The organism is Thermosulfurimonas dismutans (assembly GCF_001652585.1).
GTDB lineage: Bacteria > Desulfobacterota > Thermodesulfobacteria > Thermodesulfobacteriales > Thermodesulfobacteriaceae > Thermosulfurimonas > Thermosulfurimonas dismutans.
Genome location: NZ_LWLG01000002.1, coordinates 120,820 through 135,198 on the forward strand (window position 1 = coordinate 120,820; position 14,379 = coordinate 135,198).

General features: G+C 51.1%; 16 protein-coding genes. 5 read left to right on the forward strand and 11 right to left on the reverse strand.

Annotated elements, in window-relative coordinates:
• Window positions 1-14 precede the first annotated feature (14 nt).
• From dsrO to dnaJ, 9 genes are all read right to left on the reverse strand, one after another.
• Window positions 15-782, reverse strand: a complete 768-nt coding sequence (gene dsrO / locus TDIS_RS02710) for a sulfate reduction electron transfer complex DsrMKJOP subunit DsrO (RefSeq protein WP_068669050.1) — start codon at window positions 780-782, stop codon at window positions 15-17.
• The gene (dsrJ, locus tag TDIS_RS02715) at window positions 782-1,279 is read right to left on the reverse strand and encodes a sulfate reduction electron transfer complex DsrMKJOP subunit DsrJ (protein ID WP_068669052.1); all 498 of its coding nucleotides are present in this window, start codon (window positions 1,277-1,279) and stop codon (window positions 782-784) included. The genes dsrO and dsrJ overlap by 1 nt, the downstream gene beginning before the upstream one ends.
• Window positions 1,272-2,897: a sulfate reduction electron transfer complex DsrMKJOP subunit DsrK gene (dsrK, locus tag TDIS_RS02720; RefSeq protein WP_153303732.1), complete on the reverse strand. Its 1,626-nt coding sequence runs from the start codon at window positions 2,895-2,897 to the stop codon at window positions 1,272-1,274. The genes dsrJ and dsrK overlap by 8 nt, the downstream gene beginning before the upstream one ends.
• Window positions 2,898-2,909: 12 nt before the next feature.
• On the reverse strand, window positions 2,910-3,929 hold the full coding sequence (dsrM, locus tag TDIS_RS02725; protein WP_068669056.1) for a sulfate reduction electron transfer complex DsrMKJOP subunit DsrM: 1,020 nt from the start codon (window positions 3,927-3,929) through the stop codon (window positions 2,910-2,912).
• Between the two features lie 12 nt (window positions 3,930-3,941).
• On the reverse strand, window positions 3,942-4,502 hold the full coding sequence (locus TDIS_RS02730; protein ID WP_068669058.1) for an RsbRD N-terminal domain-containing protein: 561 nt from the start codon (window positions 4,500-4,502) through the stop codon (window positions 3,942-3,944).
• 132 nt (window positions 4,503-4,634) lie between these two features.
• A complete protein-coding gene (locus tag TDIS_RS02735) occupies window positions 4,635-5,717 on the reverse strand; it encodes a DUF763 domain-containing protein (RefSeq protein ID WP_068669060.1) in 1,083 nt (360 codons plus the stop codon).
• Window positions 5,714-6,445, reverse strand: a complete 732-nt coding sequence (gene pyrF / locus TDIS_RS02740; RefSeq protein ID WP_068669062.1) for an orotidine-5'-phosphate decarboxylase — start codon at window positions 6,443-6,445, stop codon at window positions 5,714-5,716. The genes TDIS_RS02735 and pyrF overlap by 4 nt, the downstream gene beginning before the upstream one ends.
• Window positions 6,423-6,902 carry a transcriptional regulator NrdR gene (gene nrdR / locus TDIS_RS02745; protein WP_068669064.1) on the reverse strand — a complete coding sequence of 160 codons (480 nt, stop codon included), beginning with the start codon at window positions 6,900-6,902 and terminating at the stop codon, window positions 6,423-6,425. The genes pyrF and nrdR overlap by 23 nt, the downstream gene beginning before the upstream one ends.
• A gap of 11 nt (window positions 6,903-6,913) precedes the next feature.
• On the reverse strand, window positions 6,914-7,981 hold the full coding sequence (gene dnaJ / locus TDIS_RS02750) for a molecular chaperone DnaJ (protein WP_068669066.1): 1,068 nt from the start codon (window positions 7,979-7,981) through the stop codon (window positions 6,914-6,916).
• Window positions 7,982-8,032: 51 nt separating this feature from the next.
• Here dnaJ and xseA point away from each other — a divergent pair, with 51 nt between their 5' ends.
• Genes xseA through dxs form a run of 5 tightly spaced genes read left to right on the forward strand, consistent with a single transcriptional unit; the run spans window position 8,033 to window position 13,036 of the window.
• Entirely contained in the window at window positions 8,033-9,283 is a 1,251-nt protein-coding gene (gene xseA, locus TDIS_RS02755) for an exodeoxyribonuclease VII large subunit (RefSeq protein WP_161939458.1), read from the forward strand.
• Window positions 9,237-10,088 carry a M23 family metallopeptidase gene (locus tag TDIS_RS11455; RefSeq protein ID WP_068669069.1) on the forward strand — a complete coding sequence of 284 codons (852 nt, stop codon included), beginning with the start codon at window positions 9,237-9,239 and terminating at the stop codon, window positions 10,086-10,088. Before xseA ends, TDIS_RS11455 begins: the two co-directional genes overlap by 47 nt.
• Complete coding sequence (gene xseB / locus TDIS_RS02765; RefSeq protein ID WP_068669072.1) at window positions 10,066-10,257, forward strand: exodeoxyribonuclease VII small subunit; 192 nt, start codon at window positions 10,066-10,068, stop codon at window positions 10,255-10,257. The genes TDIS_RS11455 and xseB overlap by 23 nt, the downstream gene beginning before the upstream one ends.
• Window positions 10,258-10,259: 2 nt before the next feature.
• Entirely contained in the window at window positions 10,260-11,159 is a 900-nt protein-coding gene (locus tag TDIS_RS02770) for a polyprenyl synthetase family protein (RefSeq protein ID WP_068669074.1), read from the forward strand.
• 5 nt (window positions 11,160-11,164) lie between these two features.
• Entirely contained in the window at window positions 11,165-13,036 is a 1,872-nt protein-coding gene (gene dxs, locus TDIS_RS02775) for a 1-deoxy-D-xylulose-5-phosphate synthase (protein ID WP_068669076.1), read from the forward strand.
• A gap of 6 nt (window positions 13,037-13,042) precedes the next feature.
• On the opposite strand, the gene TDIS_RS02780 is transcribed toward dxs, so the two are convergent.
• Together TDIS_RS02780 and modB are read right to left on the reverse strand one after the other, a co-directional pair.
• Window positions 13,043-13,714: an ATP-binding cassette domain-containing protein gene (locus TDIS_RS02780; protein WP_068669078.1), complete on the reverse strand. Its 672-nt coding sequence runs from the start codon at window positions 13,712-13,714 to the stop codon at window positions 13,043-13,045.
• Window positions 13,699-14,373, reverse strand: a complete 675-nt coding sequence (gene modB, locus TDIS_RS02785; protein ID WP_208595663.1) for a molybdate ABC transporter permease subunit — start codon at window positions 14,371-14,373, stop codon at window positions 13,699-13,701. Before modB ends, TDIS_RS02780 begins: the two co-directional genes overlap by 16 nt.
• Window positions 14,374-14,379: the final 6 nt, after the last annotated feature.

Consider the following 14,379-nt stretch of genomic DNA (forward strand, 5'->3'; position numbering starts at 1 on the left):
CCTTAAAAGTTTTTTTAACCTATGAGATAAAATATCGAGGGCTCCGTACCCAGTTCCGCTTTTCTCCGAATAGAAAAGCGTTCCTTCAGAATCCGTGAGATCTCGGAGTTTTCGTCCTCAAGGTCACCAAAAATTAGAGCTTTATGTTTACAGGCCTCCACACAGGCTGGAAGTTGCCCTTTCTCTAACCGCTCATAACAAAAGAGACACTTTTCTACTACACCCTTCATCCGGGTAGGAAATTCTGGATTAAATTCCTGAATGTACGGTCTGGGATCCACCCAATTAAAACTACGAGCTCCGAAAGGACAGGCTGCCATACAGAACCGGCAACCGATACAACGGTGAAAGTCCATCATTACAATGCCATCCTCTCGCTTGAAGGTAGCCTTGGTAGGACAAACCCTCACACACGGAGGATGCTTACAGTGATTGCACAACAGGATAAAAGGCTTATGTTCAAAGACAATATTATTGAATTCATTGGGTTGCTCTGGAAAGACGTGTTCGAATTCATCTTTCCATATCCATTTTATCTCTTTCTTCTTTTCCGGAATCTCCGGAACATTATGGGCCGCGTGGCAGGCCTTTATACAATCGTTACATTCTGGATGCTCCCAACACTTTTTCATATCTATAGCCATACCCCAGCGCCTAGCCGTAAGAGCCCCTGGAGGAGGTGTATAGCTACGGGCCTTTACCTCGCGCAGGAGAAAACTAGGAACTCCCCCTGCAACCGCGGCCGAAATACCCGCCAGTTTAAGAAATTTCCTCCTTTTCATTAGTGCTCTCCTCCCTTATCAATTTCTCCATGTCCTCCATGTTCCCCATGCTTAGGCTTGGCTCCCTCACGAAGATCCACCGGAATCCTGAAGAGCTTGAGCAAACGGGTAGCCTTCGCAGTCCCGAACTCTTTAGTCTCTGGAGGAATATGACAGTTCCAACAATACGGTTTAACCGAAGCGAAATCGTGACATTTATCACAAAATTGCTGCTTATTATGATGGCACTTCATGCATCCATTTTGCAAACCTATCCAAAACCGACTGCCATCCGAGGAAGTATAAATCCTCATTCCCTCTCGAATAGCCAACACACGCCATTCTTTGAGAAGCTGCATATGATTGGCTCGCATAAATTCCTTGGATTCCACGCAACGTCCCTCGGGCAGAATCGGCTTAGGGGCCGAGACCGCCTTCCCATGATTTAACCAAATAGGAAAGGTAACAATCAGAACAAAAATGATGATTCCCGGAATGACCTTATTGCTGTTATACATTTTCCTCCTCCTCTACCCCTTTTAAAGGCTGAAAGCGGAGATCTGTAGTCCTCTTCTTTTCTCCGGGGATAACCAGGGCATTACCCACCAGTTCATGGACTCCACACACTTGGACCTCAGGCACCCAATAGTTCATAAGAGGCGGCAAAACGGCTCGGTCGATGGCGCAGATACATGCCAGCATATTGACTCCATACTTTTCGTGGACATATTCCACGGCATTGGCTCTAGGAAAGCCTCCCCGCATACGTATTTCCATATATTCATCGGTGTTAAGTCCGGAACCGCTTCCACAACAGAAGGTCTTCTCTCTGATGGTATTTTCAGGCATTTCATAGAAGTTATTAACTACGTGCCTGAGAATGAAACGAGGCTCTTCAAAGATACCCATTCCTCTGGAGGTGTTACAGGAATCGTGGAAGGTCACTACGTAATTGTCATTACGGCTGGGATCAAGCTGGAGCTTCCCGTGCGCTATCAGATCCGCTGTAAATTCGCAAATATGGACGATCTTAGTGCTTTTAGCATGTTCAAATACGGTTCCCGTAATAGGAGACTTGGGCACTTCCAGATTGGAAGGCGCCGGACCACACATAGTGTCCTCATACTGGTGAACTACCCGCCACATGTGTCCGCATTCACCACCCAGTATCCACTTAACCTTGAGTCGTTCAGCCTCGTGATAGATCTTGGCATGGAGTTTTCGCATCATTTCGTGAGTGGTAAAGAAACCAAAGTTTCCACCTTCAGAGGCGTAAGTGCTTATGGTGTAATCAAGGCCTAAATAGTGGAATAGTAATACATAACCCATAAAGGTATAAATTCCCGGCTCCGCAAAGAAGTCCGCCGAAGGCGTTACAAAAAGGATTTCAGCGCCTTTTTTATTGATGGGTACCTCTATTTTAAGGCCGGTTATTTCTTCAATATCCATCAGGAGAAACTCGATGTTCTCCTGGATGGTATGCGGCTGGAGACCGATATGATTACCTATAAAGGCAGAGTTTCTTACGGGCTCAAGGATCCAGTTGATATTTACGCCAATCTCGTGCAAGATCTCACGAGCCAGAATGGTAATTTCGGCGGTATCGATACCATAAGGGCAAAAGACAGAACAGCGCCGACACTCCGTACACTGATAGTAATAATAAAACCACTCTTTTATCACATCTTCCGTAAGCTTCCGGGCCCCTGCTAGACGGCCAAAGAGCTTACCACTACGAGTAAATTCACCTTTAACGACCGAACGCAAAAGCTCGGCCCGAAGCACAGGCATATTTTTGGGATCTCCTGTCCCCAAAAAGAAATGGCACTTGTCGGCGCAGGCTCCGCACCGCACACAAATATCCATAAAGAGCTTAAAGGAACGAAACCGCTCCGCTCGATCTTTAATGGCGTTAAGGACTATCTCCTTCCAATTGGGAGGAAGCTTCCAATCCTCGTCGTGAGGTTGCCATTCACGAGGAAAGGGAAGCCCCAATTCCTCCACCACCGAGGGCTTACCAGCATAGCAGTAAGCCCCTGGCCGAAACTCCGGCTTGGTATCCATCCAATGTTTAGCCGGCATCCGATCATAATTTACGTCCCTCAAAAGCTCATCCGGTTTAGGTAGCGCCATAATCCTTACCCCTCTTTAGGATTCTTTCTTTTCTTTATAACAATCCTCGTCTATAGGCTGACCGGCAGATTCAAGCTGTTCCTTGAACTTCTCCTGCCATTCACAATAGGTGAGGAACTTAGGCGGTACATTCTCCCACCAGGGGTTAATGTGTCGTACCCGACGGTTGTCGTTGGGAAGATTACGAGTAGGGCTAAAGAAGACCCCTACCATATGCACTAGTTTGCTAAAAGGAAAATAAGCCACCAATACGCTGATAAAAAAGACGTGCACATAGAAGATGAGCCCAATCCCCGTGGGTACTTTAGGATGCAAGGTAACCAGGCCCATCGTAAGCTCTTTCACGGACGTGATATCCACACGGAAGAAATAACGCATAAGCATTCCGGAAATAACTAGACCAAAGATCAAGAAAAGAGGGAAATAATCCGAAGCATGGGAGATGTAATTTACTTTAGCGTCCACTAACCGCCGCAGGAGTAAAAAGGTAAGTCCAGCCAAAATCGCCACATCCGTCAGGTAAAGATGGGGCAAACCGATATGGAAAAAGCTATCCACCTTGTCTAGGAGGTCAATGGGACCGGGCACGGGATATGAAAAAAGTCGCAGATGCCGCACCAGAATGATAAAAAAGGACCAGTGAAAGAGAATAGCCCCCAACCAAAGCCACTTACTAGAACCATAATAGAGCTTACGACCCCGCAGATCAGCCCTCAAATTCCGGAAAAGGGACCTGAAGGCCAACACCTCAAGGGCCATCCTCAAGAACACCTCGAAGTTAGTAGCCGGGCTTTCCAGACGGCTATGCCGAATCCAGGGGAGACTTTTCTGCTGCCCACAAGTAGTAGTGATCTTGAACGGCACCGGCGACTTAGCCCAGTTCACCATGCGATAAACCAAACCGATGAGGAAGGTCAAAAAGGCCGCGTAAGGAATCACGACCCCGAAGAGGGTATACAACTTCAGGACCCCAACCCCTAACCAAACCAGAATTACCATTCCAATTACGGCTATCAAAGCGGCTACCACATTCATAGACCCCAACCCCTAAAGTGTTTTTTCATTATGGTGAGCCTCCCTAGGGAGGCTACCTTCCCTCTCATCGTAGATATAGCCCGCTCGTTTGAGAAGCAAAAACAACCTACTCTTCCACTCCTGAAACTTGAGCTCGTTAAGCTTTTCTCGGGCGGCCATATATTGATTGAAGGCTCGCAAAATCACGGCGTCTATGTGATCTTCCACCTCAAGCAAACCTTCGGGACCATATTCCTCAAGAATCCTTTCACCTACAACCTCACGAAACACCGATTTTAAGTAGTACAGAAACGATAAGGCCTCCGAAGGACGTGAACTTTGAACAGCCTGAATCTTTAAGATCCTCTCTAAGTAATAATCTACTTTTTCCCATGAAAACTCTTCTGTGAATTGAGAAAGAAGCCCTTTGAGTCCTTCCTCCAAACGATACCCCAAAGGGTTTTCGAAGCGTTCTGTTTCTTTTTTCAAAAATCTAACTGTTTCTTCCGGAAAAAGACTATAGACCTTATCCCGCCAGAGCTTGAAGATCTCGCTTTTCTTTTCCTTTAAAAGTTCTTTAGCTCTCATAGACATGACTGCCCTTTTTAAAACTAAAAACTCCCTAAATGTCAAGGTTATCAGGATAAAAAGAGAGGAGAAGAGAAGCTTTTTAGCTTTTTGTATAAGCTAGATTCTTACGTTTTTAAAACTTTTGAACCTCTTACTTCAATTTCTAAAAAGACTTCCCAAGCGTTTAAGGGCTGAGAGCTTATCGTTAAGGCCAACCCTAGCCCGGGAGAGAGCCTCTTCTAAAAAGGCTATGCTTTCGTCATAGGTCCGGCGATCGACCGGGAAGGGATGGCCGTCCTTTCCACCATGAGCGAAGGCGAAACGGGCCGGATCTTCACGGGAGGCCTGGAGGTCATAGATCAACTCCGAAACCAGGGTCAAGGCCCTGAGATTCCGGGGCCCAAGACCTCGAATCTTTAAGACCTCCTTGAAATTCGCCGGTGGATTTTCATAGGCCGAAATCAACACTCTATCGAGTCCTCGGGGTAAAAGGTCTCTTTCCGAAAGGCTGTGCCTACGAGGGAGCTCGTACTTCACCTTTTCGATTTCCTTGAAGAGCCTATCCGGCGATTGCTTTAATAGATTGCAAATGGCCTCTCTCACCGAGCGGCTGGTAGTAGCTGTGAGGTCAAGGACCTCGTTTTCCGTTTTCACCGTGGCTATGCCACTGTGAGGTTCCTCCACCATATCCTTCACTTTTTCTCCTAGCCAGTGATACCTTCGGGCATAGGAAGTAACCTCGTTCATACCCTGCTGAACCACGGTCCAGTAACCATCGACCGTAAAAATAAAAGTATGATGATAAAGGGTGTAGCCGTCCTGAAGGGCGGTGTTATCCACCTTGGCCGAAAGTCTGGATATTTCCGGAAAGTCCTTGAAGCTTTCTGGAAGACCGAAGCGTTCAGCATAGGTCAGGATTTCCTCCGGAGTCCTGAGACTGGCTCTACCCTTCCCTCCACAGATAAAGATTCCGGCCTCCGAAGCCAGAGGGCTAAGGGCTTCCTTCAAAGCCCCACAGACGGTGGTGGTAAGGCCCGAAGAGTGCCAATCAAAGCCCAGCACACAACCCAAAGCCTGGAACCAGAAGGGGTCCGCTAGCCGACGTAGGAACTCTCGGCGGCCGTATTCTTCAAGGATTACTAGAGATATAGCCCGGCAGAGACGCACCATCCGGTTGAAAAGCCAACGCGGGGCACGTCCGCCGTGGAGGGGAAGATCCGCCACTCCGGTTCGCTTCATGCCTTATCTGCCAAAGCCTGAGCCATCTCTTCAAGGATTCTTTCCGCGGCCTCACGAGGATCGGTGGCTTCCCTTATAGGACGTCCAACCACTAGATAATCTGCCCCGGAAAGAAGGGCCTCTCTGGGAGAGGCTATCCGTTTCTGGTCATCGGCAGAAGAAGCCATCCACTCCGGCCTTACTCCTGGAACCACCGTCACGAGATGCGGAAAGGCCTCTTTGATTTGGGCTACTTCCTTGGCCGAACAGACCACCCCATGAACTCCACAACGGTAAGCCAAATTCGCAAGCCTTAAGGCTGCTTCCCGGATATCTCTTGATAGTTCCGGGGAATAGCCCACCTCCATGAGGTCGGCCCGAGAGAGAGAGGTCAAAATAGTTACAGCGAGAATCTTGAGACCACCCTCGGCAGCCCGGGCGGCTTCCCTCACAGCCCATCTTCCGGAAAACATGTGTACCGTAAGCATGTCCACCCCGAGCCTTGAGGCTGACCTCACAGCTCCGGCCACGGTAGCCGGAATGTCGTTCAATTTCAGATCCAGAAAGATGTCTGCCCCGGACTCCTCCCTTACCATTTCCACCGCCGAGGGCCCGGCGGCCGTAAAGAGTTCAAGTCCGATCTTAAAGACCCCTACCAAGCCCTTAAGTCTCTTCACCCAGCGCCTGGCCTCTGAAAGATCCGAAACGTCCAAAGGAAATATCAATCTATTTACGGCCTTTTCCCGCACGGCTCTTACCTTTGAGAAGATGTTTTACCTGCTCGATAAATTCATTGACATCCTGAAACTCCCGGTAAACCGAAGCAAATCGCACGTAGGCCACCTCATCCCACTCCCTGAGCTTTTCCATGACCCGTTCCCCTATATAGGTGGATGGCACCTCCTTATCGCCGCTTTCAAAAAGTTCCCTTTCAAGCTGACTTACGAAATTCTCTATATCCTCCTCACTTACCGGACGCTTGTGGCAGGCCTTTCGGATTCCGGAGATGACCTTCTCCCGGGAGAAAGGTTCTCGCCGTCCGTCCTTTTTTATTACTTGAGGGAGGCTCAACTCAAGCCTTTCATAAGTGGTAAAGCGAAAACCGCAGAGGGCGCACTCCCTACGTCTTCTGATAACAAAACCCTCGCCAGTAGACCTGGAATCCACCACCCGGGTTTCCTCATGTTGACAGGAAGGACAGCGCAAAAGGGTACTCCTTAATGATGGATCATGTTTCTAAGTTCTTCAAACTTCCTCCTGGCCTCAGGACTAAGTTCGGTCGGCACAGTGATCTGGACCTCTACATAGAGATCTCCCCGAGTACCATCAGGTTTATAGAGGCCTTGGCCCTTGAGCCTAAACTTCTGTCCGCTTTGGGTTCCAGGAGGAATCTTCAACTTTACCCTTCCCGTAAGGGTGGGCACTATTATCTCTCCCCCGAGCACGGCTGTAAAGAGGTCCACCGGTTGCTTGAGATAGAGGTCGTAATTTCGCCTTTCAAACCTAGAATCTGGCCTTACCCGGATCTCAAGATAGAGATCTCCCGGAGGACCTCCCCTTATTCCCGGCCGCCCCTTACCGGGGATGCGGATGCGGGTACCCTCATCGGTACCCGGAGGCAAAGTCACCGTTATGGTTTCGGTTCGAGATACGGTTCCCCGGCCCCCGCAGGTCTTGCAGCGTTCTCGGTAGCTCCGACCGAATCCTCCGCAGACCGGACAGACCTCTATGATCCTCACCGGCCCCTTGCGCATCTCCCGGCGGCCCCGGCCCCCGCAAGACCGACATTCAGTGTAAGAAGTCAAATCCCACCCCTGACCGTGACAGGCCGGGCATGGTTCCTCCATAGGAATCTCAAACCGTAAGGGCTTTCCAGAAACTAAGTCCGCAAGGTCCACTTCCACCTGATAAAGAATGTCCGCCCCGGCCTTGGGACCATCCTCTCTATCGTAACCGAAGAGATCCGCGAAGAGATCAGTAAATCTCCCGAAAGTATCGAATTGCTCCATAAAAAGACCAAAATCGTAGGCCGATTCTCCTCCCGGGGTGGTAAACCGATAGGCCCGGGCTGCTTCCCGTAAGCGATCGTACTCCGCCCTCTTTTGGGGATCGGAAAGTATTTCGTAGGCCTCGTTTATTTCCTTAAACCGCTCTTCGGCCTTCTTGTCTCCGGGATGCAGATCTGGATGATACTTGCGGGCCAGCCGACGATAGGCCCGTTTGATTTCCTCCTCGCTGGCGTCTGGGCTTACCCCCAAAATCTCGTAAAGGTCCTTCTTTACCATGGAAACTTTCCCCGGTAGAATTTTTCAAATCCCTTTTGGAAGATAAATCTCGTGAAAGAAATTTCCACCCTTCGGCTCGCCAAGGAACTCGAAAGATCGGAAAGGACCATCTTTACGGTCAAAGAACTTACGTCTCAAATCAAGGATCTTCTTGAAAACCGTTTCCTTCTGGTCTGGGTAGAGGGCGAAATCTCCCAGCTCAAAAATCACGACTCCGGGCACATCTTTTTTTCCCTCAAAGATGAGGAGGCCTTGCTTAAAGTCATCATGTTCCGAGAAAGGGCCCGAGAGCTTCCCTTTCCCCTTAGGGAGGGACTCCAGGTTCTCTGTTTCGGAAGGATATCCGTTTATCCCCCCAGGGGGGAGTATCGTCTGATCGTGCAGCGAATCGAACCCCGGGGGCTCGGGAGCCTGCAATTAGCCTTTGAGGCCCTCAAGAGGGAACTTGCGGCCCGGGGATATTTCGATGAGGCTCGTAAAAAGAGCCTTCCGGCCTATCCCGAACGGGTGGCGGTGGTGACCTCCATTTCCGGGGCGGCCCTTCACGACTTCCTTCGAGTGGCCCGAGAAAGATGGCAGGCCGAAATCCTAATCTATCCCGTAAGGGTACAGGGCGAGGGGGCCGCGGAGGATATTGCCCGGGCCATAGACAATTTGAACCGCATGAAGGATCTCGACCTTATAGTGATCACCCGAGGAGGTGGATCTCTTGAAGATCTCTGGGCTTTTAATGAAAGGATAGTAGCCGAAGCTGTCTTTCGCTCAAGGATTCCGGTGGTCTCCGCGGTAGGCCACGAGGTGGACTACACTATTTGTGACTTCGTGGCCGACCTTAGAGCCCCCACCCCCACGGCCGCGGCCCAGCAAATCTTTCCGGATCGGAAACAATTAATTGAAGACCTAGACTTTCGTAGAAGACGCCTTTTTGAACTTATATCCGAAAGACTGCGAAAATTAGAAAGGGAACTGCATCATCTCTCAAAGCGCCTCAAAAGTCCTGAAAAACTCATTCAGGAAACCGGAGAAAGAGTCCAGGACCTCGAGGCCCGCCTCCGAAAGGCCCTTGCCCATCAGTTTTTTCTAAAGGAAAACCGGTTCCGAAATCTAGTGAGACACCTTGAAGCCGTTTCGCCGCTTGCGGTGCTTTCAAGGGGCTATAGCGTAACCCGTAAGCTCCCTGAAAAAATTGTGATCCGCAAAGCCCGAGAGGTGAGAACGGGTGAGTTTGTAGAAATCCTTCTTGAGGAGGGAAGACTTGAAGCCCGGGTGGAGAGGATTCATCCTGACAACCATCTTTTTTAACTTTTTCATCGGATGGGCCTCTTCGGCCTCCGAAAGGGTGGAACTCTTCCCAGGGGGCCTGGCTTTCCTTCGGGCGAAGGCCGAAGATAAAGAGGCCTTTTTCCGCGGATGCAGGTTCATCCCCGTAGAATATCACGGAAAAAAAGGGTTTCTCATCGCGGCCCCTCTTGAGACCCCTCCTGGAAACTATCCAGTGGTGGTAAAGGGCGCAGGAGAGCGTACCGTGACAGTTACGGTGCGGCCTAAAAACTATCCTGTGGAACACCTCAAGCTTCCCGAGAAAATGGTCCGGTTCCCGCCGGAAATCCTCTGGCGGATAAAAAGAGAACTTGCGACCATAAAGACCATCCTTTTCCAGCAGGAAAGCTTCTGCCACTGGGATAAGCCCTTTGAGCTTCCGGCCCGAGGAAGAATTACCAGCCCCTTCGGTTTAAAACGTATTCTTAACGGTGAACCCCGAAGTCCTCACGCAGGTATTGATATCGGACTACCGGCAGGCACCCCGGTGAAGGCGGCCCAGGATGGACGCGTGGTTCTTACCGGAGAGTTTTATCTCCCGGGAAAGGTAGTCATACTTTCCCACGGCTGTGGGGTATATACCTATTACGCCCATCTTTCGAAAATCCTGGTCTCAAAAGGGGATAAGGTAAAAGGAGGCCAGGTAATCGGCCTTAGCGGAGCGAGTGGTCGAGCCACGGGGCCGCATCTCCACTTCGGATTATACATCTCCGGGATCAAAGTGGACCCCCTTTACGCCATAAAACTCTTGGAGGAAGAAGCTTATGGCCCTCGCCCTGGAGGATAAACTCAAAAGACTCGAAGAAATCGTAAGACAGCTTGAGGAAAGAGATCTTCCTCTGGAGGAGGCTTTAAAGCTGTATGAAGAAGGCGTTTCCCTGGTCAAGGCCTGTGAAGAACTTTTACGAAGGGCCAAAGAAAGAGTGGAAATACTTACGCAGGAGGTAGAAGTTTAAACATGACTCGGGAAGAATTCCTGGAGTTCCTCAAGGAAAAAAAGGCCCTGGTAGATCAAAAACTCGAAGAGCTTCTTCCTGAAAGAGACGAGCCCGGGGCAAGGGTCATCTCGGCCATGCGTTATAGTCTTATGGCCGGGGGTAAGCGACTCCGGCCCGTGCTCTGCATGCTAGGGGCGGAGGCTGTGGGGAGACGGGGCGAAGATTTCCTCCTCTTTGCCTGCGGGCTCGAGTGTTTGCATACCTATTCCCTGATCCATGACGACCTCCCGGCCATGGACGATGACGATCTCCGCCGGGGCAAACCTACTTGCCACCGGGCCTTTGATGAGGCCACGGCCATTCTGGCCGGAGACGGGCTCCTGACCCTAGCCTTTGAACTCTTTTCTAGTCCGGAACTACTTGAAGTAACCTCCCCTGAAAGACTACTTCAAGCCGTTCATCTGGTAGCTCAGGCGGCAGGTGCTTCTGGCATGGTGGCCGGACAAATGGCCGATCTTCTGGCCGAAGGGCGTGAGATCTCGCCCGAAGAACTGAGCTACATCCATCGCAAAAAAACGGCAGCCCTTCTTTCTGCCTCCGTGGTCTCCGGAGGGTTGCTCGCCGGGGCCCCGGCAAACGACCTTCGGGCCCTTGAGACCTATGGCGAAGCCCTGGGGCTAGCCTTTCAGATTGTGGACGACATTTTGGATGTTGTGGGGGAGGAGGAAAAACTCGGGAAACCTGTAGGTGCGGATATAAGGAAGAAGAAAGCTACTTATCCCGCGTTGCTGGGGCTTTCCGAGGCCCGAAATAAGGCTAAAGAACTGATAGAAACTGCGGTTTCAGCCCTTCAAGTCTTCGGCCCCAAGGCTGAGCCCTTAAAAGCCCTTGCCCGTTTCGTCCTTTCCCGTCAAAATTAGAAATCATGAGCCTCATCTTGGAACGGATAAACGCCCCTCAAGACCTGAAAAGACTCAAACTTACTGAGCTCAAAAAGCTCGCCGGGGAGATCCGGGAGGTCATCATCAATACCGTGGCCAGAAACGGTGGACATCTGGCTCCCAACTTGGGGGTGGTAGAGCTCACTCTAGCTCTCCACTACGTCTTTGATTCTCCACGGGACCGGATCGTCTGGGACGTAGGACACCAGTGTTACGCTCATAAGCTTGTCACTGGTCGCCGAGAAAAGTTCCATACCTTGAGACAATACCAAGGGATCGCCGGTTTTCCGAAAAGGGCTGAAAGTCCTCACGACATCGTGGAAACCGGCCACAGTAGCACCTCCATCTCTGCCGGCTTGGGGCTGGCCACCGGAATTAGGCTCACCCGCAAAGACGGACGGGTAATCGTGGTCATCGGCGATGGTTCCATGACCGCAGGAATGGCCTTTGAAGCCCTCAACAATACAGGACACCTTAAAGAAGACCTCATCGTAATCCTAAACGACAATGAAATGTCCATCTCGCCTAACGTGGGGGCTCTTTCTTCCTTTTTATCTCGCAAGATAACCGGAAGACTGGCCCGAAGGATCAAAAAGGACGTAGAACGTATGATGGAAAGGCTCCCAGGAGGGGAACACTTTCTCCACGCCCTCAAAAAGAGCGAAGAACTTCTGAAATGTGCTCTCACACCGGGGATGCTCTTTGAAGCTCTGAATTTCGAATACATAGGGCCGGTAGATGGGCACGACCTTGAAGGTTTGATCAAACTCTTCAGCAACCTACGGGAAATGAGAGGCCCCCTTCTGGTTCATGTCCTTACCAAGAAAGGTAGAGGTTATCCCCCGGCAGAGGCTGATCCCGAGACCTTCCATGGAGTTGGCCCTTTTGATCCCGAGACTGGAAAAGTCCTTAAATCCTCCTCGGCCCCACCCTCTTATACCGAAGTTTTTTCAAAAACTATGCTTCGGCTCGGAGAGCTGGAGCCTCGGCTTGTGGCCATTACCGCGGCCATGACCACCGGAACCGGACTTAAGGCCTTCGCGGAAAGATTTCCGGAAAGGTTCTTTGATGTGGGCATCTGCGAACAACATGCCGTAACCTTTGCCGCAGGGCTGGCCCTTGAGGGCCTCCTTCCGGTCTGTGCCATCTATTCCACCTTCCTCCAGCGGTCCTTTGATCAAATAATCCACGATGTAGCCTTGGGGAATCTTCACGTAGTCTTTGCCATTGACCGAGGGGGCATCGTGGGTGAAGATGGTCCCACCCATCAGGGACAGTTCGATCTCTCCTATCTCCGTCTGATCCCCAACATGACCATAATGGCTCCCAAGGACGAAAATGAACTCCAGCACATGCTCTACACCGCTCTTTCTCTCCCGGGGCCGGTAGCCGTAAGATACCCCAGAGGGACGGGGGTGGGCGTTCCCCTGGATCAAGAATTTCGGGAGATTCCTCTGGGGAAGGCCGAGGTCTTGAGAGAGGGAAAGGAGCTTCTGATTCTTGCCATCGGCAACATGGTGTCTCCGGCCCTTGAGGCCGCCAAAAGGCTTTCCAAAGAAGGCATAGAGTCTACGGTGGTAAATGCCCGCTTTGCAAAACCCTTAGACGAAGAACTCATCTGTGATCTGGCCTCGGAGATAGGTCAGGTAATCACGGTTGAGGAGAACACCCTTTTCGGGGGCTTCGGCTCGGCGGTTGCGGAATGTCTGTCAGATCATGGAATAAAGACTAACCTAAAACGGCTCGGTCTTCCTGACAAATTCATCGAACACGGGGCTCCGGCTATCCTGAGAGAAAAATATGGGCTTACAAGCGAAAACATCTATCGATTAGCTAAATCAATGTTTTTAAAATGAGCCCCTTCAGAAGACGGCCGCTTGTCGAGGAACGGTGGATTTCCCCGCGACTGCTAGTCTGGCTTGACCTCCCTTCACATATAGCCACAGGGGAGAAAGTTCCTCACCTTCTTCCCGTTGGTGGGTAACCACTACCATGGTGGTGCCGTTTTTGCGCTGAAAGTCCTTCAAAAAATTCAGGACTCGGGCCTTGGTTATTTCGTCGAGGGCGCTAAAAGGTTCGTCCAGGAGGAGAAGAGAGGGCTTGCGCGCCAGGGCTTGGGCCAGAGCTGCCCGCTGGCGCTCTCCCCCGGAAACCTGCCACGGCTTGCGTCTCCGCAAATCCCAGAGGCCGAGGGCCCGGAGATAACTACCAGCCAGGTCCTTGTCCTTAGCCACCAAGGTAATGTTCTCCTCCAGAGTAAGATGAGGAAAGAGGACCCCCTCCTGAAAGACCAGAGACACATAGCGTTTCCTTGCCGGACGAAAGAGACCGGCTTCAGTATCTACAAAGACCTTATCCCCAAAACGGATTACACCTGTATCCGGTTTTTCCAAACCCGCAAGGAGTCGCAACAGGGTTGTCTTCCCTGATCCCGAAGGGCCAAAGATTACTAGGGTCCGGCCGAGGGGCAGACTGAAGTCGGCCTCGAGCACAAAGGCCGGAAGCCTCTTTTGTACCTTTACCCGCAGCTCCATCGTACCTGCCTCCGCTCCAGAAACATGGCTATTCCAAGGACGGCATAGCTTATTAGGAGAAGAACCACCGAAAGGAAAGCCGCTTTGCGATATTCAAGGGCCTCCACATAAGTATAAATGGCGATGGAAGCCACCAGAGTCTTGCCCGGAATCCCCCCACCCACCATGAGGACCACACCGAATTCTCCCAGAGTATGCGCAAAGGTAATGACCGCTGCCGCCATGATACCCGGCCATACATTGGGGATCACGATTCGGTTGAAGGTCCGAAACGGCGAAAGCCCGCTCACCTCCGCAAGCTCCAGAAGCCTGCGGTCAAGCTTGCTCATGGCCGCTTTAAGAGGCTGTAGTGCAAAGGGGAGCCCGTGTATCAGACAAGCCAGTACCAAACCCGAAAAATGAAAAGCCGGGGAATAACCCCATAGCTTTTGAAAAACACGTCCCAAAGGCCCCTCCGGGCCGAAAAAGATGAGCAGAGCGAAACCGAGGACCGTGGGCGGAAGTACTAGAGGAAGCATGATCAGACTTTCAAACCAGGGCTTGAGACGAAAATTCCGAAAGGAAAGTAGGTAAGCCAGGGGACAAGCCATAAAAATCAAAAGAATCGTCACCACAATGGCCAGCTTGAAGGAAAGGGCAAGAGGCTGAAGCACCTCCACGAGACT

What these genes read in the sequence shown, in the direction of transcription:
- dsrO (WP_068669050.1), bottom strand. Translation starts at nt 782, where the DNA reads ATGAAAAGGAGGAAATTTCTTAAACTGGCGGGTATTTCGGCCGCGGTT.
- dsrJ (WP_068669052.1), bottom strand. Translation starts at nt 1,279, where the DNA reads ATGTATAACAGCAATAAGGTCATTCCGGGAATCATCATTTTTGTTCTG.
- dsrM (WP_068669056.1), bottom strand. Translation starts at nt 3,929, where the DNA reads ATGAATGTGGTAGCCGCTTTGATAGCCGTAATTGGAATGGTAATTCTG.
- TDIS_RS02730 (WP_068669058.1), bottom strand. Translation starts at nt 4,502, where the DNA reads ATGTCTATGAGAGCTAAAGAACTTTTAAAGGAAAAGAAAAGCGAGATC.
- TDIS_RS02735 (WP_068669060.1), bottom strand. Translation starts at nt 5,717, where the DNA reads ATGAAGCGAACCGGAGTGGCGGATCTTCCCCTCCACGGCGGACGTGCC.
- dnaJ (WP_068669066.1), bottom strand. Translation starts at nt 7,981, where the DNA reads ATGGTAAAGAAGGACCTTTACGAGATTTTGGGGGTAAGCCCAGACGCC.
- xseB (WP_068669072.1), top strand. Translation starts at nt 10,066, where the DNA reads ATGGCCCTCGCCCTGGAGGATAAACTCAAAAGACTCGAAGAAATCGTA.
- TDIS_RS02770 (WP_068669074.1), top strand. Translation starts at nt 10,260, where the DNA reads ATGACTCGGGAAGAATTCCTGGAGTTCCTCAAGGAAAAAAAGGCCCTG.
- dxs (WP_068669076.1), top strand. Translation starts at nt 11,165, where the DNA reads ATGAGCCTCATCTTGGAACGGATAAACGCCCCTCAAGACCTGAAAAGA.
- TDIS_RS02780 (WP_068669078.1), bottom strand. Translation starts at nt 13,714, where the DNA reads ATGGAGCTGCGGGTAAAGGTACAAAAGAGGCTTCCGGCCTTTGTGCTC.